The 20,248-nt window shown below is 71.0% G+C and carries 17 protein-coding genes; 14 read left to right on the top strand and 3 right to left on the bottom strand.

Features of this window, described 5'->3' with window-relative positions; genetic code table 11:
* The first annotated feature begins 111 nt into the window (after positions 1-111).
* The 8 genes from aroF to D7Y21_RS27130 are packed head-to-tail and all read left to right on the top strand — an operon-like array spanning position 112 to position 6,851.
* The gene (gene aroF, locus D7Y21_RS27165) at positions 112-1,137 is read left to right on the top strand and encodes a 3-deoxy-7-phosphoheptulonate synthase (RefSeq protein ID WP_120567436.1); all 1,026 of its coding nucleotides are present in this window, start codon (positions 112-114) and stop codon (positions 1,135-1,137) included.
* Positions 1,138-1,140: 3 nt separating this feature from the next.
* The gene (trpD, locus tag D7Y21_RS27160) at positions 1,141-2,157 is read left to right on the top strand and encodes an anthranilate phosphoribosyltransferase (RefSeq protein WP_120567437.1); all 1,017 of its coding nucleotides are present in this window, start codon (positions 1,141-1,143) and stop codon (positions 2,155-2,157) included.
* A complete protein-coding gene (locus D7Y21_RS27155; RefSeq protein WP_120567438.1) occupies positions 2,154-2,972 on the top strand; it encodes an indole-3-glycerol phosphate synthase TrpC in 819 nt (272 codons plus the stop codon). The genes trpD and D7Y21_RS27155 overlap by 4 nt, the downstream gene beginning before the upstream one ends.
* The gene (locus tag D7Y21_RS27150) at positions 2,969-3,601 is read left to right on the top strand and encodes a phosphoribosylanthranilate isomerase (RefSeq protein ID WP_120567439.1); all 633 of its coding nucleotides are present in this window, start codon (positions 2,969-2,971) and stop codon (positions 3,599-3,601) included. Before D7Y21_RS27155 ends, D7Y21_RS27150 begins: the two co-directional genes overlap by 4 nt.
* A gap of 11 nt (positions 3,602-3,612) precedes the next feature.
* The gene (trpB, locus tag D7Y21_RS27145) at positions 3,613-4,818 is read left to right on the top strand and encodes a tryptophan synthase subunit beta (protein WP_121716624.1); all 1,206 of its coding nucleotides are present in this window, start codon (positions 3,613-3,615) and stop codon (positions 4,816-4,818) included.
* Positions 4,815-5,606: a tryptophan synthase subunit alpha gene (gene trpA / locus D7Y21_RS27140; protein WP_121716622.1), complete on the top strand. Its 792-nt coding sequence runs from the start codon at positions 4,815-4,817 to the stop codon at positions 5,604-5,606. Before trpB ends, trpA begins: the two co-directional genes overlap by 4 nt.
* A 45-nt stretch (positions 5,607-5,651) precedes the next feature.
* Entirely contained in the window at positions 5,652-6,203 is a 552-nt protein-coding gene (locus D7Y21_RS27135) for a GNAT family N-acetyltransferase (RefSeq protein ID WP_121716619.1), read from the top strand.
* A 51-nt stretch (positions 6,204-6,254) separates the two neighbouring features.
* Positions 6,255-6,851, top strand: coding sequence for a histidine phosphatase family protein (locus D7Y21_RS27130; protein ID WP_121716617.1), 597 nt, complete (start codon positions 6,255-6,257; stop codon positions 6,849-6,851).
* Positions 6,852-6,857: 6 nt separating this feature from the next.
* Here D7Y21_RS27130 and D7Y21_RS27125 read toward each other — a convergent pair whose 3' ends face one another.
* The 3 genes from D7Y21_RS27125 to D7Y21_RS27115 all read right to left on the bottom strand — a co-directional run bounded on the left by D7Y21_RS27125 (position 6,858) and on the right by D7Y21_RS27115 (position 9,901).
* Positions 6,858-7,421 carry an aminodeoxychorismate/anthranilate synthase component II gene (locus D7Y21_RS27125; RefSeq protein ID WP_121716615.1) on the bottom strand — a complete coding sequence of 188 codons (564 nt, stop codon included), beginning with the start codon at positions 7,419-7,421 and terminating at the stop codon, positions 6,858-6,860.
* The gene (locus D7Y21_RS27120) at positions 7,418-8,914 is read right to left on the bottom strand and encodes an anthranilate synthase component I family protein (protein WP_120567445.1); all 1,497 of its coding nucleotides are present in this window, start codon (positions 8,912-8,914) and stop codon (positions 7,418-7,420) included. Before D7Y21_RS27120 ends, D7Y21_RS27125 begins: the two co-directional genes overlap by 4 nt.
* Positions 8,915-8,986: 72 nt before the next feature.
* Positions 8,987-9,901, bottom strand: coding sequence for an SH3 domain-containing protein (locus tag D7Y21_RS27115; RefSeq protein ID WP_233612296.1), 915 nt, complete (start codon positions 9,899-9,901; stop codon positions 8,987-8,989).
* Positions 9,902-10,102: 201 nt separating this feature from the next.
* On the opposite strand from D7Y21_RS27115, the gene D7Y21_RS27110 reads away from it, so the two are divergent.
* From D7Y21_RS27110 to D7Y21_RS27085, 6 genes are all read left to right on the top strand, one after another.
* Complete coding sequence (locus D7Y21_RS27110; RefSeq protein ID WP_121716613.1) at positions 10,103-11,125, top strand: ligase-associated DNA damage response exonuclease; 1,023 nt, start codon at positions 10,103-10,105, stop codon at positions 11,123-11,125.
* Between the two features lie 3 nt (positions 11,126-11,128).
* Entirely contained in the window at positions 11,129-12,727 is a 1,599-nt protein-coding gene (locus tag D7Y21_RS27105) for an ATP-dependent DNA ligase (protein ID WP_121716611.1), read from the top strand.
* A gap of 16 nt (positions 12,728-12,743) precedes the next feature.
* Positions 12,744-15,275, top strand: coding sequence for a ligase-associated DNA damage response DEXH box helicase (locus D7Y21_RS27100; RefSeq protein ID WP_233612295.1), 2,532 nt, complete (start codon positions 12,744-12,746; stop codon positions 15,273-15,275).
* On the top strand, positions 15,245-15,898 hold the full coding sequence (gene pdeM / locus D7Y21_RS27095; protein WP_121716607.1) for a ligase-associated DNA damage response endonuclease PdeM: 654 nt from the start codon (positions 15,245-15,247) through the stop codon (positions 15,896-15,898). The genes D7Y21_RS27100 and pdeM overlap by 31 nt, the downstream gene beginning before the upstream one ends.
* Positions 15,899-16,446: 548 nt before the next feature.
* Positions 16,447-17,109 carry a cytochrome c3 family protein gene (locus D7Y21_RS27090; protein WP_120567450.1) on the top strand — a complete coding sequence of 221 codons (663 nt, stop codon included), beginning with the start codon at positions 16,447-16,449 and terminating at the stop codon, positions 17,107-17,109.
* Positions 17,106-20,248 (top strand): TAT-variant-translocated molybdopterin oxidoreductase (locus D7Y21_RS27085; protein WP_121716632.1); only part of this gene is annotated, 3,143 nt, incomplete at its 3' end. The genes D7Y21_RS27090 and D7Y21_RS27085, both read left to right, overlap by 4 nt.

Raw genomic sequence — 20,248 nt, 5'->3', positions numbered from 1 at the left:
TGCGGGCATCCGACAGTTACGGCAAAGGTTGCCGTGTGCACGGTGCTCCAGGCACACCCACGCAGGCATCCGCCTGCGTGCCCTTTGGAGAGAAAGAGCAGGCGTTCCCCCATGCTGATCGTGATGCGCCCAGACGCGACGGACCAGGACATCGAGCGAGTGAACGATGAGATCCGCCGCCGCGGCTGGCATCCGCACGCGATTGCAGGGGGCTCCCGCACCGCCATCGGCATCACCGGCAACCCGGGCGCGGTGGAGCCGGAGCCCTTCCGCGTGCTGCCCGGCGTCGCGGACGCGGTCGCCATCTCCCAGCCGTTCAAGCTGGTCAGCCGCGAGGTGAAGCCGGAGGACAGCCTGGTGCGCGTGGGCGACCTCACGCTCGGCGGCGCCGCCATCCACGTCATCGCCGGCCCCTGCTCCGTGGAGTCTCGCGAGCAGATCATCTCCACCGCGCAGGCGGTGAAGCAGGCGGGCGCCACCATGCTGCGCGGCGGCGCGTTCAAGCCGCGCACCAGCCCCTATGAGTTCCAGGGCCTCAAGGGTGACGGCCTGGCGCTGCTCGCGGAGGCGCGCAAGGAGACGGGCCTGCTGGTGACGACGGAGGTGAAGGACACGGCGACGCTGGACTCCGTCGCGCAGCACACCGACATCCTCCAGGTGGGCGCGCGCAACATGCAGAACTTCAGCCTGCTGGAGGCGGTGGGCGAGACGCGCAAGCCCGTCCTGCTCAAGCGCGGCATCAGCGCCACCATCAAGGAGCTGTTGATGGCGGCCGAGTACATCGTCGCGCGCGGCAACACCCAGGTCATCCTCTGCGAGCGGGGCATCCGCACGTTCGAGAACATGACGCGCAACACGTTGGATTTGAACGCGGTGCCCATGCTCAAGGCGCTCACGCACCTGCCGGTGTTCGTGGACCCGTCGCACGGCATCGGCGTGCGCAAGGCCGTCCCCGCGATGATGCGGGCCGCGATCGCCGCGGGCGCGGACGGCCTCATCGTGGAGGTGCATCCGGATCCGCCGCGCGCCAGGTCGGACGGCTTCCAGTCGCTGGACTTCTCCGAGTTCGAGAAGGCCATGGGTGAAGTGCGGGCCATCGCCCAGGCGATGGGACGCGAAACGGTCAGGCTGGGATAGGCCATGACCCTCAAGGAAGCGCTGGGCAGGGTGGTGAGCCGGCGCGACCTCTCCCGCGAGGAGATGGCCTCTGTCATGGGCCAGATGCTCGCGGGCGAGGCCTCCGCCGCGCAGGTCGGTGCGCTGGCGGCCGCGCTGCGCATGAAGGGAGAGACCGAGGACGAAATCCTCGGCGCGGCGGAGGCCATGCGGGCCTGCGCGGCGAAGATTGCCCCCCTGGCGGAGGTGGTGCTCGACACCTGCGGTACGGGGGGTGATGGAGCGCACACCTTCAACATCTCCACCGCGGTGGCCTTCGTGGCCGCCGGGGCGGGGGTGACGGTGGCCAAGCACGGCAACCGCGCGGTCTCCAGCCGCTGCGGCAGCGCGGACGTGCTGGCGGCGCTGGGCGTGTCCATGGAGCGGGCGCACGCGCAGGTGGCGCGCGACATCGACGAGCACGGGGTGGGCTTCCTCTTCGCGCCCTCGCACCACAGTGCCCTGAGGCACGTGGCGCAGGCGCGCAGGGACCTGGGCTTCCACAGCGTGTTCAACCTGCTGGGGCCGCTGACGAACCCCGCGGGCGCGCGCTACCAGCTCTTGGGCACGTTCGACCGGCAGCGCGTGGAGCAGACCGCGCGCGTGCTGGGGCGGCTGGGCAGCCGGCGCGCCTGGGTGGTGCACGGGCACGACGGGCTGGATGAGATTTCGCCGTGCGCGCCCACGGAGGTCGCGGAGCTGTGCGCGGACGGCACCGTGCGCCGCTTCACGGTGACGCCGGAGGACGCGGGCCTGACGACGGTGCCTCGTGAGTCCATCGCGGGAGGCGACGCGGAGGAGAACGCGAAGCGCCTGCGCGGGCTGCTCGCGGGAGAGCGCGACGGCGTGCGCACGGCGGTGCTGCTCAACACGGCCGCCGCGCTGCTCATCGTGGGGCTGGTGGACACCCTGAAGGAGGGCGTGAAGCGGGCAGAGCACGCCATCGACTCCGGGGCCGCCGAACGCAAGCTCGCGGCGCTCATCCAGAGGGTCGCGGCATGACGGCCTCCTCTTCGGCCGCGAAGCCCGCGGAAGCGCCGGGCACGCTGGACGTCATCATGGCGCGCAAGCGCCGGGAGCTGGGCACCCGTCCTCCTCCCACGCACGGCGCGCATCCCCCGACGCGGGACTTCGCGCAGGCGCTGGTGCGGCGCGTGCTCGGCCATCCGGTCAACGTCATCGCGGAGGTGAAGCGCAAGAGCCCCTCGGGCGGCGCCTTCCCGCATGCGGACGTGGTCGCGGTGGCCCGCTCCTACGAAGCCGCCGGCGCCTGCGCCATCAGCGTGCTCACGGACGGGCCGGACTTCGGCGGCAGCCTGGAGGACCTGGTCGCGGTCCGCGCCGCTGTCTCCATCCCCGTGCTGCGCAAGGACTTCCTCGTCGCCGCCAGCGAGGTGGAGGAGAGCGCGGCCTGGGGCGCGGACGCGGTGCTGCTCATCGCGGACGCGCTCGGGGACTCGGAGCTCCGGGAGATGATCGCCGCCGCGAAGCAGGTGCGCGTGGCCGCGCTCGTGGAGGCCCACACGGAGGCGCACGCCGAACGCGCGCTCGCCGCGGGCGCGAGCATCATCGGCCTCAACAACCGCAACCTCGCCACGCTGAAGACGGACACCGGCACGGCGCTCCGGGTGATGCCCGCGCTGCGCTCCCGGTCCACCGCCCTGGTGGCGGAGAGCGGCCTCAAGCACCTGACGGACCTCACCGCCGCGCGCGACGCGGGCGCCAACGCCGTGCTCGTGGGCGAGTCCCTCCTGCGCGACGCGGACCCCGGCCTCGCCCTGCGCCGGCTGCTGGGCCTGGAAGGCGGCGGGACATGAACGTCCTCGTGAAGGTCTGCGGCGTGACGCGCGTCGCGGATGCGAAGGGCGTGTGGGCGGCGGGCGCGGACGCGATGGGGCTCAACTTCCATCCCGGCTCCCCCCGCTTCGTGGACCTGTCCACGGCGGCGCAGCTCGCACGCACGCGCCCCCCGCTGGCCGCGATGGTGGGCGTGTTCGTCAACGCGAAGCCGGAGGACATCCGGGTCCGCGTGCGCGAATGCGGCCTCACCGCCGTGCAGCTCCACGGCGACGAGCCGCCCGAGGCCTGCTCCGGCTACGGCGTGCCCGTCATCAAGGCGCTGCGCGTGCGCGGGCCGGACGACGTGGCGAAGGCCCGGAGCTACGTGGGCGTGGGCGACGTGGCGGGGCTGCTCCTGGACGGCGCGGCCCCGGGTTACGGCGGCGGCGGCGTCACCTTCGACTGGTCGCTGGTGAAGCAGCTCGCGGACTGTGGCCTGCCGGTACTGGTGGCGGGCGGCCTCAAGCCCTCCAACGTGGCCGAGGCCGTGAGGGCCACCCAGCCCTACGGTGTGGACGTGGCCAGTGGAGTGGAGTCCTCCCCTGGCATCAAGGACCTGGATGCGGTGCGCGCCTTCGTGCGCACGGTCCGGTCCCTCAACCCCTGAGGAGTCGTGCCATGACGACGGACACTGCCGTGGGCCGCTTCGGCCGTTACGGCGGACGCTATGTGCCGGAGACCCTGGTCCCGGCGCTGCTGGAGCTGGAAGAGGCCTACGCGAAGGCGCAGCAGGACGCGTCCTTCGGCGAGGAGGTCACCCGCGTGCTGCGCGAATACGTGGGCCGTCCCACCACGCTGACGCCCGCGCACCGCCTCACGGAGTCGTGGGGTGGCGCGCAGGTGTGGCTCAAGCGCGAGGACCTGGCGCACACGGGCGCGCACAAGATCAACAACACCGTGGGCCAGGTGCTGCTCGCCCGGCGCATGGGCAAGAAGCGCATCATCGCGGAGACGGGCGCGGGCCAGCACGGCGTGGCCACCGCCACCGCGTGCGCGCTCTTCGGCCTGCCCTGCGAGGTGTTCATGGGCGCGCTGGACGTGGAGCGCCAGGCGCTCAACGTCTTCCGCATGCGCGCGCTGGGCGCGGTGGTGCGGCCGGTGGAGTCGGGTTCGCGCACGCTCAAGGACGCGATGAACGAAGCCATGCGCGTCTGGGTGTCGCAGGTGCAGGACACCTACTACGTCATCGGCAGCGCGGCGGGCCCGCACCCCTACCCCACCATCGTGCGCGACTTCCAATCCGTCATCGGCCGGGAGATTCGCGCCCAGACGCTGGCCACGATGGGCCGGCTGCCGGACGCCATCATCGCGTGCGTGGGCGGCGGCTCGAACGCCATCGGCGCGCTGCACCCCTTCATCCCGGACACGTCGGTGCGGCTCGTCGGCGTGGAGGCGGGAGGCCACGGCCTGGACTCCGGCCAGCACGGCGCGTCGCTGACGCTGGGCACGGAGGGCGTGCTGCACGGCTCGCGCTCGCTGGTGCTCCAGGACGAGCACGGCCAGATTCAAGAGGCGCACAGCATCTCCGCCGGCCTGGACTACCCGGGCGTGGGGCCGGAGCTGGCGCACCTGGCGAAGACGGGGCGCATGGAGGTGCGCACCGCGACGGACGATGAGGCGCTCACCGCCTTCTACGAGGTCGCGCGCACGGAGGGCATCCTCCCCGCGCTGGAGACGTCGCACGCGTTCGCGGCGGCGCGCTCGCTGGCCCGCGAAATGGGCAAGGGCAAGCACCTGGTCATCAACTGCTCGGGCCGGGGTGACAAGGACGTGGCGACCATCTCCGCGCGCGGAGTGCCGCCGGCGACGGGGGTGAAGTCATGAGCACGGAGCTGGGCAAGGCGTTCGCCCGGGCGAAGGCCCGGGGAGAAGGCGCGCTGGTGGCGTACGCGATGGCGGGCGACCCGGACCTGCCGAAGTCCGTGGACGTCTTCGCCGCCATGGTGGAGGGCGGCGCGGACGTGCTGGAGATCGGCGTGGCGTTCAGCGACCCCATCGCGGACGGCCCCGTCATCCAGGCCGCGTCGGAGCGGGCGCTGAAGGCCGGAGCCACCCTGCGCCGCGTGCTGGACGAAGTGGTGCCGGAGGTGCGCCGCCGCTGCCCGGAGACGCCGCTGGTCATCATGACCTACGTCAACGTGGTGATGGCCATGGGCGAGGAGCGCTACGCGAAGCTCGCGCGAGAGCGGGGCATCTCGGGCACCATCCTCCCGGACCTGCCGCCCGAGGAGAGCGCGGGCATCCGGGCCGCGTTCGACAAGGAGGGCGTGGACCTGGTGCCCCTGTGCGCGCCCACGACGCCGCCCGCGCGCGCGCAGGCCATCGCGAAGGACGCGCGAGGCTTCGTCTATTGCGTGTCCGTGGCGGGCGTCACCGGCATGCGCTCGGAGCTGCCGCCGGACCTGTCGCAGCGGCTGGACCTGGTGAAGCGCGCCGCGTCCGTGCCGGTGGTGGCGGGCTTCGGCATCTCCAACGCGGACACGGCCCGGCCGCTGGTGGCCCACGCGGACGGTGTCGTGGTGGGCAGCGCGATGGTGAAGGCCGCCCACTCGGATGGTCCGGCCGCGGCGAAGCAGCTCTGCGCGGACATCAAGCGCGGCCTGAAGCGCTAAGGTCCGCTCCAGGCGCCAGCCAACCCCGGCGCCTGGAGAACGGACATGCACACTCCGCCCATCCTGGGGCCCACCCTCGAAACGCCTCGCCTCATCCTGCGTCCTCCCACGCTCCAGGACCTGGAGGGCTTCGTGGCGATGATGGCGGACGAGGAGACCGCGCGGTACATCGGCGGCCTCCAGCCCCGCTCCAACGTGTGGCGCGCCGTCTGCGCCATGGCCGGCTCCTGGGTGCTCCAGGGCTTCGCCATGTTCTCCGTGTTCGAGAAGTCCACCGGCAAGTGGGTGGGCCGGCTCGGGCCCTGGCAGCCCGCGGAGTGGCCGGGCCCGGAGATCGGCTGGGGCCTGTCTCGCGACGCGTGGGGCAAGGGCTACGCGACGGAAGGCGCGGCGGCCACCATTGACTGGGCCTTCGACCACCTCGGCTGGACGGAGGTCATCCACTCCATCTCCCCGCCGAACGAGCCGTCGAAGCAGGTGGCCCGCCGGCTGGGTTCGCGCTTCCTGCGCATGGGCATGCTGCCGGCGCCCTACAACGACCACGAGGTGGAGATATGGGGCCAGAGCCGTGAGGATTGGCGGACACGCAAGCGGTAGCGCGTGCACTTTTCCCTCCCGTCCCGCCATGGGCTGACACAGATTGGCGCCATGAACACACGCGCCCCCCAGGTGGTCCTCGTCCGTCACGGTGAGACGGAGTGGAGCCGCAGCAGCCAGCACACCGGCCGCACGGACCTGCCGCTGTTGGAGGAGGGCCGCCAGATGGCGGAGCGGCTGCACGCGCCCCTGGGCAAGTGGCGCTTCGCCGCCGTGTGGACCAGCCCGCTGACGCGCGCGCAGGAGACGTGCGTGCTCGCGGGCTACGGCGACGTGGCCCAGAAGAAGAACGACCTGATGGAGTTCAACTACGGCGACTACGAGGGCCGCACCGGCGCGGACATCCGCACCACGCGCCCGGACTGGACGCTGTGGACGGACGGCGTGCCCAACGGAGAGACGCTGGAAGAGGTGGGCACCCGGGCAGACCGCATCATCGCGGAAGCGCGCGCCCTCCAGGACGACGTGCTCCTCTTCTCGCACGGGCACATGCTGCGCATCCTCGCCTCGCGATGGCTGGGCCTGCCCCCGGACGGAGGCAGGCTCTTCCACCTGGGCACCGCGTCCATCAGCGTGCTGGGCTCCGAGGCCGGCGGCAAACAGCCGGTCCTCGTGAGCTGGAACGACACCACGCACCTGAAGGAGTGAAGGCCGCTACAGCTTCCCCTCCAGGAAGTTGCGCACCAGCGACGGGCCTTCCGGCGTCAGCACGCTCTCCGGATGGAACTGCAGGCCCACCACCGGCCGCGTGCGGTGACGCAGCGCCATCACCAGGCCGTCCTGGCTCCACGCCGTGGCCTCCAGCTCCGCGGGCATGGACTCCGCCGCCACCACCAGCGAGTGGTAGCGCGCCGCCTGGAAGCCCTGCCGCATGCCGGTGAAGACGCCGGTGCCGTCGTGCCGGATGTGCGCCGCCTTGCCATGCACGGGCTCCGGCGCGCGCACCACCTGCCCGCCGAACGCCGCGCCAATGGACTGGTGTCCCAGGCACACGCCCAGCACCGGCACGCGAGACTGGGAGATGGCCGCCACGCTCACCCCGGCCTCGTGCGGCGTGCACGGCCCCGGGGACACCACCAGGTGGGACGCGCCTGACGCCGCGATGCCCGCGACATCCAGCGCGTCGTTGCGAACCACCTTCACCTCCGCGCCCAGCGTGTAGAGCAACTGCACCAGGTTGAAGGTGAACGAGTCGTAGTTGTCGATGACGAGGATCACCGCCCACCTCCTTCGCGAGCCAGGCGCAGCGCGGCGGCCATGGCACCCGCCTTCGCCTCCGTCTCGTCCGCTTCCTTCATGGGGTCCGAGTCCGCCACCAGCCCCGCGCCGGCGGTCCACATGGTGCGGTCGCCATCCACGAAGAAGGTGCGCAGCGCGATGGCCACGTCCAGCGTGCCGCAGAAGGACAGGTAGCCCACCGCGCCGGCATAGGGCCCGCGCCGCATGGGCTCCAGCTCGTCGATGATCTGCATCGCGCGGATCTTCGGCGCGCCCGACACGGTGCCCGCGGGGAAGGTGCTCGCCAGCGCGTCCAGCGCGTCGAAGCGCGTGGTGTCCAGCTTGCCGCGCACCTGGGACACGATGTGCATCACGTGGCTGTAGCGCTCGATGATCATCAGGTCCTCGATGCGCACCGTGCCCGGCGCGGCCACCCGGCCCACGTCGTTGCGCCCCAGGTCCACCAGCATGATGTGCTCGGCGCGCTCCTTCTCGTCCGCGAGCAGCTCCTTCTCCAGCGACTGGTCCTCGGCCTCGGAGCCACCCCGGCGGCGCGTGCCCGCGATGGGCCGCACCACCACGTCCCCGTCGCGCACCTGCACCAGCAGCTCCGGCGACGCGCCCACCAGCGCGCGCGCCTCGCCCAGGTCCACCAGGAACAGGTACGGAGAGGGATTCACCCGCCGGAGCGCGCGGTAGAGCGACAGCGGAGGGATGGCGCCCTTCGCCTCGAACCTGCGCGCGAGCACCGCCTGGAAGCAGTCGCCCGCGCGCACGTACTCCTGCACCTTCTCCACCGCCCGGGCGTAGCCCTCGCGGTCCCAGCACGCGACAGGGGCCGGCGCGTTCTTCTGCGCGGGGACGGCGGCGTAGGCCTCCTGCGGCAGCGGCCGGCGCAGCTTCTCCGCCATTGCCTCCGCGCGTCCTTCCGCGTCCTTCAGCGCCGCCGCGACGCTGCCGTGCAGCGCGGGCCGCGCGATGGCGATGGCCTTGAGCGTCTGGGTGCGCGTGTCGTGGGTGACGAAGTCCTCCGCGATGAGCCACTCGGAGTCCGGGAAGCCCGTGTCGCGCGGGTGGCGGTCCGGCACGCTCGGCTCGAACCACGACGTGGCGTTGTAGCCCAGGTAGCCCACGAGCCCGCCCAGGAAGGGCGCCTCGCCCGGCAGCGTCGCCACGGACAGCTCGCGCCACAGCGTGCGCAGCACGTCCAGCGGCCGGCCCTCGCGGCGCTCCTCATGCGAGCCACGCCACAACGTGAGCCCGTCCCGGTCCAGCCGCACGCGGCCCGCCGGGTTCACGCCCACGTGGCTGTAGCGCCCGAAGCGCTCGCCGCCGTAGCACGACTCGAGGATGAAGCCGCGGCTTCCACCGCCCAGCTTCAGGTATGCCGACAGCGGTGTATCCAGGTCCGCCGGCAACTCCACCGACACCGGCACCGCCTGACCTGCTTCCGCGCGCTGCCGGTAGGCTGCCTTCCGCTCCTGCGCATCCATGGTCGATTGCCCTGACCCCCTCTTCCTTCACCCGGAGGGGCTCCCGGGTGCCCGGCCTTCCGGGCCCTGCGACTACGGTTTCGCGACGGGCTTCGCCTGAGCGAACACGCCGTCCTTCCACTGATAGACCTCGCGCTCCGTAACCTTCCGCGGCTTGCCTTCTTCCTCTTCCTCGACGCTCGTGCGGACCACCAGCGCCCGCTTCGCGGCTGCCTGGAAGGAGACCGTGAACGTGCTCTCGCTCGGGGGATCCATCAGCCCGCCCAGCTCCAGCGCCAGCTTCGCCTTGCCCAGCACACCCGGCTTCCCATTCGACCCGGTGTAGCTCACATAGGACGTGACGAAGTCGCCACACCGCTCCGGCGCGGAGTCCAGTTGCAGCAGCGTCACGCCGGCCTCCTTCGCGGGGACCAGCGTCACCGTCACCGGGCCGCCCCGCCCTCCGCCGTAGTCCGTGGACGCGACCGCCACGTCCACGCTGCTCACCCGGCGAGGCGGCTTCACGTTCGGCTCCAGCACGCGCACGCGCGCCTTGAACTCGTTGCTCATCACCACCGTGGCCACTTCCATCTCGCCGTCCCCGTCCAGGTCGGCCTCGAAGCGGAACGGCGTGAGCGTGTTGCCGAAGACCCAACCCGTGACGGGAGCCGCGCCTGGAGCCGCCTTCGCGTCCACGACGGCCACCTGGTACCAGGTGTTGATGTACTCGCCGACCGTCGCGCGAGCCCCCGCCTTCAGCACACGCACGGGCGTGCCCAGCATCAGCGTCCGCACCACGCCCGCGTCCGCCGCCGCGCTCGCGCGCAGGTTCGCCTCGTCCACGCCCAGGTAGAGCGTCTGGCCCGCCGTGAAGGCAGTGAAGGAGAAGCCCTCTGGATCCGGCGCGCTCTCCTCCGTCAGCGGTGAGCTGTATTCGAGCACCGCGTCCGAAGCCGGGGGGGACTGGGCCAGGGTGAGGGACAGGAGGAGCGCGGGCGTCGTCAGCATCACGAAAGGGTCCGGAAGTGGGGGTTCCCGGGTTTATCCCCCGTCCACGCCCACCATCCAAGGGGCCCTCCGGTCCCTGGCTTCGTCGTTTGGAGCGCAAGCAGAGCCTGCACGGACGCTCGCCCCCTTGTCAGCGGAGCGCGCTGGAGGGTCCGGCCGTGGGTGGCCCCTGCTCCAAGGCCTCGTTACCTCTAGAGGACCGTGGCCACCGCGACCCACCAGGAACGAACGCCGCTGGTTTCCGTGACGCCGCAGGGGCTGTATTGCCAGGCGGGGAACTTCCACATCGACCCATGGCGTCCGGTGGAGCGGGCGCTCGTCACGCACGCGCACGGCGACCACGCCCGGAGCGGCAGCCAACGCTACCTGGGAGCAGCTCCCGGACGAGGCCTGTTGCAACGCCGCCTGGGAGCGGACGCGGTCATCGACACGCTGGAGTACGGCGAGAGGCTGACCGTGGGCGACACCACCGTGAGCTTCCACCCCGCGGGCCACGTGCTGGGCAGCGCGCAGATCCGCGTGGAGCACCGGGGTGAGGTGTGGATCATCTCTGGCGACTACAAGCGCACGCCGGACCCCACGTGCGCGCCCTTCGAAGTGGTGCGCTGCCACACCTTCATCACCGAGGCGACGTTCGGACTGCCCATCTTCCGCTGGGATGATCCGCGCCTCGTGGCCCAGGACATCCTGCGCTGGTGGGACGCGAACCGCGAGGCGGGCCGCTCCGCGGTGCTGTTCTGCTACGCGCTGGGCAAGGCGCAGCGCCTGTTGGCGGAGCTGGGCAAACTCACGGACCGGCCGGCCTACGTGCACGGCGCGGTGAACGGGCTCGTCACCGCGTACCGCGAGGCGGGCATCGCGATGCTGCCCACGCAGTTGGTGTCGGAGACGGAGAAGGGCACGTCCTTCGCGGGCGCGCTGGTGCTGGCGCCGCCGAGCGCGGCCGGCTCCACGTGGATGCGCCGCTTCGGTGAAGCGGAGACGGGCTTCGCGTCGGGGTGGATGCGCGTGCGCGGCAACCGGCGCCGTCGAGGCTACGACCGGGGCTTCGTGCTCTCCGACCACGCGGACTGGCCGGACCTGCTGCGCACGGTGGCGGACACGCAGGCGGAGAAGGTGCTCGTCACGCACGGCTACACCGACCCCTTGTCGCACTACCTGCGGGAGCGGGGCGTGGACGCCTCGCCACTCGCCACGCCCTTCGAGGGCGAAGCGGAGGACTGACGCGTGCGAGCCCTGGCCGACCTCTACGACACGCTCGACCAGACGACCTCCACCAACGCGAAGGTGGAGGCGATGGCGCGCTACTTCCGGCAGACACCGCCGGAGGACGCCGCCTGGGGCCTGTTCTTCCTCACGGGTCAGAAGCTCAAGCGGCTGCTCACGTCGAAGCTGCTGGTGGGCTGGACGCAGGAGCTCACGGGCATTCCTGACTGGCTCTTCGATGAGGTCTACGCGTCGGTGGGAGACCTGGCGGAGGTGATTGCGCTGCTGCTCGACGGAGCGAACCTCCCGCCCGAGCACGCCGAGGAGCTTCCCCTCTCACGGTGGCTGGAAGAGCGTCTGTTGCCTTTACGCGGCCTGGACGCGGCGGAGCAGCGCGAGCGGGTGGTGGGCTGGTGGAAGTCCATGCCCCGCCGCGAGCTGTTCCTCCTCAACAAGATGCTCACAGGCGAGCTGCGCGTGGGCGTGTCCAACACGCTGGTGGTGCGAGCCATCGCGCAGGTCACCGGCCTGCCGCCGCCCAGCGTGGCGCACCGGCTGATGGGCACGTGGACGCCGACGAAGGCGTTCTTCGAACAGCTCGTGGCGCCAGACGTATCGGACGGCCACGTGTCGCGCCCGTATCCCTACTATCTCGCGTCGCCGCTGGAGCAGCCGGCGGAGTCGCTGGGAGAACCGAGCGACTGGCTCGTCGAGTGGAAGTGGGACGGCATCCGGGGCCAGCTCATCCGCCGCCAGGGCGATGTGTTCCTCTGGAGCCGGGGCGAGGAGCTGATCACCGAACGCTTCCCCGAAATCACCGAGGCCGCAGGGGCCCTGCCCGAAGGCACGGTGCTCGACGGAGAGGTGATGGCCTACGAGGACGGAGTCCCCCTGCCCTTCGCCCGGCTCCAGCGCCGCATTGGCAGACAGAAGCTCACGCCCAAGGTGCTGGCGGAGGCCCCCGCCGCGTTCGTCGTCTACGACCTGCTGGAGCAGGACGGAAAGGACGTGCGCGAGCTGCCCCTGCGCGAGCGCCGAGCGAGGCTGGAGGCCCTGCTCAAGGACCACCCGCGCTTCCCCATCTCTCCCACGGTGACGGCCTCGTCGTGGGAGGAACTGGCGGAGCTGCGCAAGGAGTCCCGCGCGCGCAACGTCGAGGGCTTGATGATCAAGCGCCTGGACTCGGCGTACCAGACAGGGCGCAAGCGCGGCGATTGGTGGAAGTGGAAGATCGACCCGTACACCGTGGACGCGGTGCTGCTCTACGCGCATCCAGGCCACGGCCGGCGCTCGTCGCTCTACACGGACTACACCTTCGCGGTGTGGAACGGCGAGGACCTGCTGCCGGTGACAAAGGCCTACTCGGGCCTCACCGATGAGGAGATTGGCAGGCTGGACCGGTGGATTCGCGCGCACACGCGGGAGAAGTTCGGCCCGGTGCGCTCGGTGGATCCGGAGCAGGTGTTCGAGCTGCACTTCGAAGCCATCGCCCCGTCCCCACGCCACAAGTCAGGCATCGCCCTGCGCTTCCCACGCATCGCCCGCTGGCGCGCGGACAAGACGGCGAGGGACGCGGACACGCTCGACTCGTTGAAGGGGCTGCTGCATGCAGCCCACTAGGCCCCGCCGCAATCGAATGCGCGGCAAGCACGCGCCGGAGAAGCAGGCCGAAACACCCAAGCCCACAAAGAGCCGCGCGAAGCGTCCCACGCCCCGGAGCCCATCCCCATACAAAGGCGCGCCGCTGGATCAACTCCGCCAGTGGTTCGCCTCGAAGGGCTGGACGCCCTACGCCTTCCAGGAAGAAGCATGGGCCGCCTACGCGCGAGGAGACAGCGGCCTCATCCACGTGCCCACCGGCGCGGGAAAGACCTACGCGGCGTACATCGGCCCGCTGGCGGACGTGGCGGAGCGCAACCAGAAGGGCCTTCAAGTCCTCTACCTCACGCCACTGCGAGCGGTGTCGCGCGACGTGGAGCAGGCCCTGCGTGAACCGCTGATGGCGTTGGACGCGGACCTGGTGGTGGAGAGCCGCACGGGCGACACGTCCTCCTCCGTGCGCCAGCGTCAGCGCGAACGCCTGCCCCAGGTGCTCATCACCACGCCGGAATCCCTGTCACTCCTCCTGACGCAGGAGCAGGCAGCGGAGAACTTCGCCTCACTGCGCGCCGTCATCGTGGACGAGTGGCACGAACTGCTCGCCTCCAAGCGAGGCACCCAGGTGGAGCTGGCCCTGGCCCGCCTGCGCCACTTTGCTCCGGGCCTGCGCATCTGGGCGCTCTCCGCCACGCTCGCCAATCTGGGCGAGGCCGCGCGAACCATCGTGGGCACGGACCGCAAGCCCACGCTGGTGAGCGCGGATTTGCAGCGCCCGGTGGACGTGGAGACGCTGCTGCCAGAGGAGGTGGACACCTTCCCATGGGCGGGTCACCTGGGCTTCTCCATGCTCCCACGCGTGGCGGACTGGCTGGACCCGACGCAGTCCACGCTCCTCTTCACCAACACCCGCTCACAGGCGGAGCGCTGGTTCGAGGGCCTGCGCTTCCTGCGCCCCGAATGGGAGCACCTGCTCGCGCTGCACCACGGCTCCATCGACCGCGAGGAGCGCGAGCGCGTGGAGGGAGGCCTCAAGGACGGAAGCCTGCGCCTCGTCGTGTGCACGTCCTCGCTGGACCTGGGCGTGGACTTCGGCCCGGTGGAGCGAGTCATCCAGATAGGGAGTCCCAAGGGCATCGGCCGCACGCTCCAACGCGCGGGCCGCAGCGCGCACCGTCCTGGAGCCACGTGCCGCATCCTCTTCGTCCCCACGCACGCGCTCGAGTTGGTGGAGATGGCCGCCGCCCGAGACGCCATCGCGCGCCGCGAGGTGGAGCCACGCACGCCCCTGTCCAAGCCGCTCGACGTGCTGGCCCAGCACCTGGTGACGTGCGCGCTGGGAGGAGGCTTCACCCGCGAGGCCCTGCGCGACGAGGTCCGCACCGCGACAAGCTACGCGTCCCTCACCGACGAGGAGTTCGACCAGGCCCTCACCCTGGTGCGCGAAGGCGGCCCCACGCTGCGCGCCTACCCGGAGTTCCGCCGCGTGGTGGAGGTGGACGGCCGCTTCCGCGTGCCCGACGTGCGCCTCGCCCGGCTGCACCGGCTCAACATCGGCACCATCACGTCGGACGCGTCCGTGCAGCTGCGCTACTGGAGCGGCGGCACCCTTGGCACGGTGGAGGAGTCCTATGTCAGCCGCCTGAAGCCTGGGGACACCTTCCTCTTCGCGGGCCGCCGGCTGGAGTTCAGCCGCTTCAAGGACATGACGGCGTACGTGAAGCCCGCGAAGGCCAAGGCCACCCAGACGCCGCGCTGGGGCGGCAGCCGCCTGCCCCTGTCCACCTCGCTCGCGTCCGCGATGCGCCGCACGCTGGAGGCCGCGCGCCAGGGCGACGTCACCCGGGACGAGGTCGCCGCCGCCTGGCCCATCCTCGACGCGCAGGCCCGCCTGTCCCGCATCCCCGGCGACCGCCGCTGTCTGGCGGAGACCTGCCGCACGCGGGACGGCTACCACCTCTTCCTCTATCCCTTTGAAGGAAGGCTCGTGCACGAAGGCATGGCGGCGCTCCTCGCCCTGCGCCTCACGCGCCTGCAGAAGGCCACCTTCAGCCTGTCCGTGAACGACTACGGCCTGGAGTTGCTCACCTCCACGCCCTTCCCCTTCGATGAAGCCCTGCGCCCGGCCCTCTTCACCCGCGAGCACCTGGTGGAGGACATCCTGGAGAGCGTGAACCTGAGCGAGCTCGCGCGCCGGCAGTTCCGCGACATCGCCCGCGTGGCCGGCCTGGTGATGCCGGGCCTGCCCGGAGCGCGCAAGTCCACCCGACAGGTCCAGGCCAGCGCCGCGCTCCTCTATGACGTCTTCGTGAAGTACGACCCGGACAACCTCCTCCTGCGTCAGGCGCGCCGCGAGGTCCTGGAGCATCAGTTCGAACAGGGCCGGCTCGCGCGAACCCTGGAGCGCCTGGAGGCGCACCCCGTCGAAGTCGTCCACGTCCACCGGCCCTCGCCGCTGGGCTTCCCGCTCGTCGTCGAGCGCATCAGCGCCAGCGTGTCCAACGAATCCCTGCTGAACCGCGTGCAGCGCCTCAAGGAGCGATGGTCCCAGGCCGATGCCAGACCCGCGTAGCGGACGCGGACGTGGAGCTGCTCCCGGAACGGGCGTTGCATTGGCCCCAGGCCGGCGTGCTCGCGGTGGCCGACCTGCACTGGGGCAAGACGGAGTCCTTCCAGCAGCACGGCATCCCCCTGCCCCTGGGGGTCCTGGATGACGACCTCGCCCGCCTCTCCTCCGCCCTCACCGCCACCGGCGCCCGGCGTCTCCTCCTGGTGGGCGACCTCATCCACTCGCGCCAGGGGCTCACCGCGGACGTCATCAGCCGCGTGAATACCTGGCGCGAAGCTCATGCTTCACTAGAAGTCGTGCTGATACGCGGCAACCACGACCGCCACGTGCGGACCCTTCCGCCTTCCTGGAGGATGGAGGACCGCGCGGAGGTATTAGACGAAGGCCCGTTCCGCTTCGCGCACCACCCGGAGCCGGCCACCGGGCGCTACGTCTGGGCCGGGCACCTGCACCCCATGGTGCGGCTGTCGGGCGGGGCGGACCGGCTGCGGCTGCCCTGCTTCCACCTGGGCCCCGGCGTGGGCGTCCTGCCCGCGTTCAGCGCCTTCACGGGTGGTGTGGACATGCGGCGGGGCAAGAAGGACCGCGTCTACGCCGTCGCCGGCACCGCGGTGGTGGAGGTCTAGCGCCATGAGCCAGGCCAGGTGCCACCGCGTCCTTCGGATCATCGCCACCGGCGCCACCCGCGACCGCTGGCGCGAGCCCGACGACACGGACTCCCAGTAGCCCCGCTTCATGCGTGGCGCGGACCGTCGTACCCTGTAGCGCGCGCTCTGAAAGGGATTGATCCCAGAGGGGAAAGCGCCCTCGCGCAAAGCTCCCTTCCGATCGCCAGAAGCGGGATTCATCACCGCACGCGTGCAACTTGTCGCAACCGCCCCAGAAGGTGCTAAGCGCTCCTTATTCCCACTCCCCACAGAATGGTTGACACTGCCGTGCTCATGGTCGATGGTCCCGCGCCGCATTGGGTCGGGAAATGCATGAGGGACCCGCGCCCACGGCACCATCCTAGAGGTTCGTTGGACGTGACTGCCTTGCCGTCTGAGCGCCAGGAGCCACCCCCCGCCCGGTCCACCGGGACCGGGACGGCCCCCCTGACTTCCGCGCCGAACGGTTTCCCCGCGTCCACCCCTGCTCTCATGTCGCCTTCAGTCCCCTTGCCCCTGGTCCTGGTATGAGCGGCCCTCTCTTCCCACGCTGGACGAATACGGTGTCGCGCCTGTCGGCCGCGATGCTCCTCGCCGTGCCCGCCATCGCCATCGGCGGCCTGTTGGCCTACGTGCGTTCCCCGCTCGTGACCAATCAGGCGCGCCCGGTGGAACAGCCCATCGAGTTCGACCACCGGCACCACGCCGGTGACGAGCAGATCGACTGTCGCTACTGCCACTGGACGGTGGAGAAGTCCCCGTCGGCGGGCATCCCCTCCACCACCGTGTGCATGTCCTGCCACGCGCAGGTGTGGAACAAGAGCCCGTACCTCACCGAGGTCCGCAAGGCGTTCTTCGCCGACCAGCCCATCCCCTGGGTCCGCGTCCACAACCTGCCGGACTACGTCTACTTCAACCACTCCATCCACGTGGGCAAGGGCGTTGGCTGCGCCACCTGCCACGGCCGCGTGGACCAGATGGGCGCCATCGAGCAGACCGCCCCGCTGACGATGAGCTGGTGCCTGGACTGCCACCGCAATCCCGGCCCCAACCTCCGGCCCCCGGAGTTCATCACCAGCATGACCTGGGCGCCTCCCACGGAGAAGGCGGAAGCCTCGGCCCTCGCTGAGACGCTCATCAAGGAATACGACGTTCACTCGCGCACGAGCTGCTCCACATGCCACCGATGAACACCAAGCCTGACAGCGCGCCCGCGCAGGAAACCCCCTCGTCCTTCGCGCTCCCGGTCGTCTCGGGCCGCAACGAGGCCGCCCCCCACGCGCACGCCCACGACGATGTCGTGGGTGAAGCGCTCGAGCACGCCTCCACCCGCGCCGTCCCGGCGGAAGGCGCGTACGGCAAGACGTACTGGCTCGGCCTGGAGGAGAAGCTCGCCACGCCGGAGTTCCTGGAGGAGACCCGCCCGGAGTTCCCCGTCGGCGCGGACCTTCCCCCCACCGGCTTCGCCCGCCGCGAGTTCATGCAGCTGATGGGCGCGTCGCTCGCCCTGGCCGGCGCCACCGCGTGCAGCACCCGTCCGCAGGATGAGCGGATGGTGGCGTACACGAAGACGCCGCCGGAAGTGACTCCGGGCAACCCGCTGCACTACGCGTCTGGCATGACGCTCGGGGGCCACACCTCCGGCCTGCTGATCACCGCGCGCGAAGGCCGCCCGGTGAAGATCGAAGGCAACCCCCAGCACCCCATCAACCAGGGCGCTGCCGGCGTCTTCGAGCAGGCGTTCCTGCTCTCGCTCTATGACCCGCAGCGCGCCCGCGTGCTGCGCCAGGGCAACAACCCCCGCTCGCTGCGCGTGCTGGCCGAGGACATCTCCACCCTCGTGAGCCAGCGGGCCGCGGCCGACGGTGGCAGCCGCCTGCGCTTCCTCACGGAGCCCATCAGCTCGCCGACGCTGCGCGACGTGACGGGCCGCATCCAGAAGAAGCTGCCCAACGCGCGCTTCCACACGTTCTCGTCCATCACGGACTCCGCCGCCGCGCAGGCGAACCGCGCCCTGTTCGGCCAGCCGGTCCAGGCCGTCTACGACCTGAGCCGCGCGGACGTCATCGTCTCCCTGGACGCGGACTTCCTGGAGAGCCGCCCGGAGAACCTGGCCCTCAACCGCCAGTTCGCGGACCGCCGCGACCCGAAGAACGGCGAGCTCAACCGCCTGTACGTCGCCGAATCCCGCATGTCCATCACGGGCGGCATGGCGGACCACCGCAAGCGCGTGAAGTCCGCCGAGGTCTTCGGCATCGCCGCCGCGCTGGCGCAGGCCGTGGGTGGCCCCGCGGCCAGCCTGGGCGCCGCCGCGTCCGGCAAGGCCGGCTCGCTGAGCCCGGAGACCCAGTCGTGGGTGCAGGCCGTGGCCCAGGACCTCAGGTCCAAGGCCGGCCGCTCCGTGGTGCTCGCCGGTGAGCGCCAGCCCGCCGCCGTGCACGCGCTGGCGCAGGCCATCAACGCCGCGCTGGGCAACGTGGGCACCACCGTGAAGCTCGTCCCGGCCGCCGCCCCGGAGTCCTCGGGCCTGTCGGAGATCAGCGCGCTGGTCGCGGACATCAAGGCCGGCAAGGTGGACACGCTGGTCATCACCGCCACCAACCCCGTCTACGCCCTGCCGGTGGACGCGGGCCTGGCGGAGGTGCTGGACCCCAAGCAGAACGCCAACCGCAAGGCGCTGTCCGTCCTGTACGCGGGCCACTACGAGGACGAGACCTCCAAGTTCGCCGACTGGTTCGTGCCCCTGGCGCACCAGCTGGAGACCTGGAGCGACGGCCGCGCGGTGGACGGCACCGTCAGCATCACGCAGCCCCTCATCCAGCCGCTCTTCAACGGCGTGCCGGAAGCGGAGCTGTACGCGCTGTTCCTCGACGAGCCCTTCCGCCCCGCCTACCAGATGGTACGCGACTACTGGGCCGCGCAGGGTGGCGAGGCCGGCCGCGCCGACTTCGAGACCCGCTGGGAGACCTGGGTCTCCGAGGGCATCGTCCCCGGCAGCGTCGCCGCCGCGCTGACGGCCTCCCCGGACACGGGCGCCGCCTCGCAGCTGGTCGCCGCCTACCAGCCGCCCGCGGCCGGTGAGCTGGAGATCAACTTCGTCCACGACTACCGCGTCCTGGACGGCCGGTTCGCCAACAACGCGTGGCTCCAGGAGACGCCGGATCCCATCACGAAGATCGTCTGGGAGAACGCCGCCATCCTCAGCCCGGCCACCGCCAAGCGGCTCGGCCTGGAGAACAACCACGTCGCGGAGCTGGAGTACGGCGGGCGCAAGCTGCAGGTCCCGGTCACCATCCTCCCCGGCAACGCGGACGACACCGTCACCGTGGCGCTGGGCTACGGCCGCACCGGCCTCCATGAGGTCGTGGCCAAGGACATCGGCTTCAACGCCAACCTGCTGCGCAGCGTGAACGCCCCCTGGTTCGACGGCGGCGCGAAGCTGACCAAGGTCCGCGGCAGCCACAAGTTCGCCCGCACCCAGTACCACTGGCGCATGGAGGGCCGCCCGCTGGCGCTCGACATGTCCGTCAGCGAGCTGGCGCACCCGTCGAAGGAGACGGAGCACACGCTGGAGCGCGTCCAGGCCAAGCACGAGCTGGGCAAGCAGAACAACCTGCCGGACTTCGAGTACGCCACCTCGCCGGACAAGGGCTACAAGTGGGGCATGTCCATCGACCTGTCGCGCTGCACGGGCTGCAACGCGTGCGTCGTGGCGTGCCAGGCGGAGAACAACATCCCCGTCGTCGGCAAGGAGCAGGTGGGCCGCGGCCGTGAGATGAACTGGCTGCGCATCGACCGCTACTTCCAGGGCGATGAGAACGACCCCGCAATGGTCATGCAGCCCGTCGCGTGCGTGCACTGCGAGAAGGCCCCCTGCGAGTACGTCTGCCCGGTGAACGCCACCGTGCACTCGGACGAGGGCCTCAACGACATGGTGTACAACCGCTGCATCGGCACGCGGTACTGCTCCAACAACTGCCCGTACAAGGTCCGCCGCTTCAACTACCTGCACTACACGCAGGGCAAGACGCCGACCGAGAAGATGCTGATGAACCCGGACGTCACGGTGCGCAACCGCGGCGTCATGGAGAAGTGCACCTACTGCGTGCAGCGCATCGAGCGGGTCCGCATCAACGCCCGCGTCGAGAAGCGCCTCATCCAGGAGAAGGAGCTCCAGACGGCGTGCCAGCAGACCTGCCCCACGCAGGCCATCGCCTTCGGCTCCCTGGCGGACCCCGCCCAGCGCGTCACCCAGCTCCACGAGGACGAGCGTGCCTACCGGCTGTTGCACGAGCTGGGCACCCGCCCCCGCACCGCCCACCTCATCCG

This window comes from Corallococcus sp. AB045, assembly GCF_003668895.1.
GTDB lineage: Bacteria > Myxococcota > Myxococcia > Myxococcales > Myxococcaceae > Corallococcus > Corallococcus coralloides.
Note: the sequence above shows the minus strand (reverse complement) of the source record. Positions and strands in the feature narration are given on the sequence as shown.

Bases quoted from the DNA above. Each gene is read 5' to 3' on its own strand.
- D7Y21_RS27130 (WP_121716617.1), top strand. From the start codon at position 6,255: ATGAACACACGCGCCCCCCAGGTGGTCCTCGTCCGTCACGGTGAGACG.
- trpA (WP_121716622.1), top strand. From the start codon at position 4,815: ATGAGCACGGAGCTGGGCAAGGCGTTCGCCCGGGCGAAGGCCCGGGGA.
- D7Y21_RS27150 (WP_120567439.1), top strand. From the start codon at position 2,969: ATGAACGTCCTCGTGAAGGTCTGCGGCGTGACGCGCGTCGCGGATGCG.
- D7Y21_RS27120 (WP_120567445.1), bottom strand. From the start codon at position 8,914: ATGGATGCGCAGGAGCGGAAGGCAGCCTACCGGCAGCGCGCGGAAGCA.
- D7Y21_RS27090 (WP_120567450.1), top strand. From the start codon at position 16,447: ATGAGCGGCCCTCTCTTCCCACGCTGGACGAATACGGTGTCGCGCCTG.
- aroF (WP_120567436.1), top strand. From the start codon at position 112: ATGCTGATCGTGATGCGCCCAGACGCGACGGACCAGGACATCGAGCGA.
- trpB (WP_121716624.1), top strand. From the start codon at position 3,613: ATGACGACGGACACTGCCGTGGGCCGCTTCGGCCGTTACGGCGGACGC.
- D7Y21_RS27135 (WP_121716619.1), top strand. From the start codon at position 5,652: ATGCACACTCCGCCCATCCTGGGGCCCACCCTCGAAACGCCTCGCCTC.
- D7Y21_RS27115 (WP_233612296.1), bottom strand. From the start codon at position 9,901: ATGCTGACGACGCCCGCGCTCCTCCTGTCCCTCACCCTGGCCCAGTCC.
- pdeM (WP_121716607.1), top strand. From the start codon at position 15,245: ATGGTCCCAGGCCGATGCCAGACCCGCGTAGCGGACGCGGACGTGGAG.
- D7Y21_RS27155 (WP_120567438.1), top strand. From the start codon at position 2,154: ATGACGGCCTCCTCTTCGGCCGCGAAGCCCGCGGAAGCGCCGGGCACG.
- D7Y21_RS27100 (WP_233612295.1), top strand. From the start codon at position 12,744: ATGCGCGGCAAGCACGCGCCGGAGAAGCAGGCCGAAACACCCAAGCCC.
- trpD (WP_120567437.1), top strand. From the start codon at position 1,141: ATGACCCTCAAGGAAGCGCTGGGCAGGGTGGTGAGCCGGCGCGACCTC.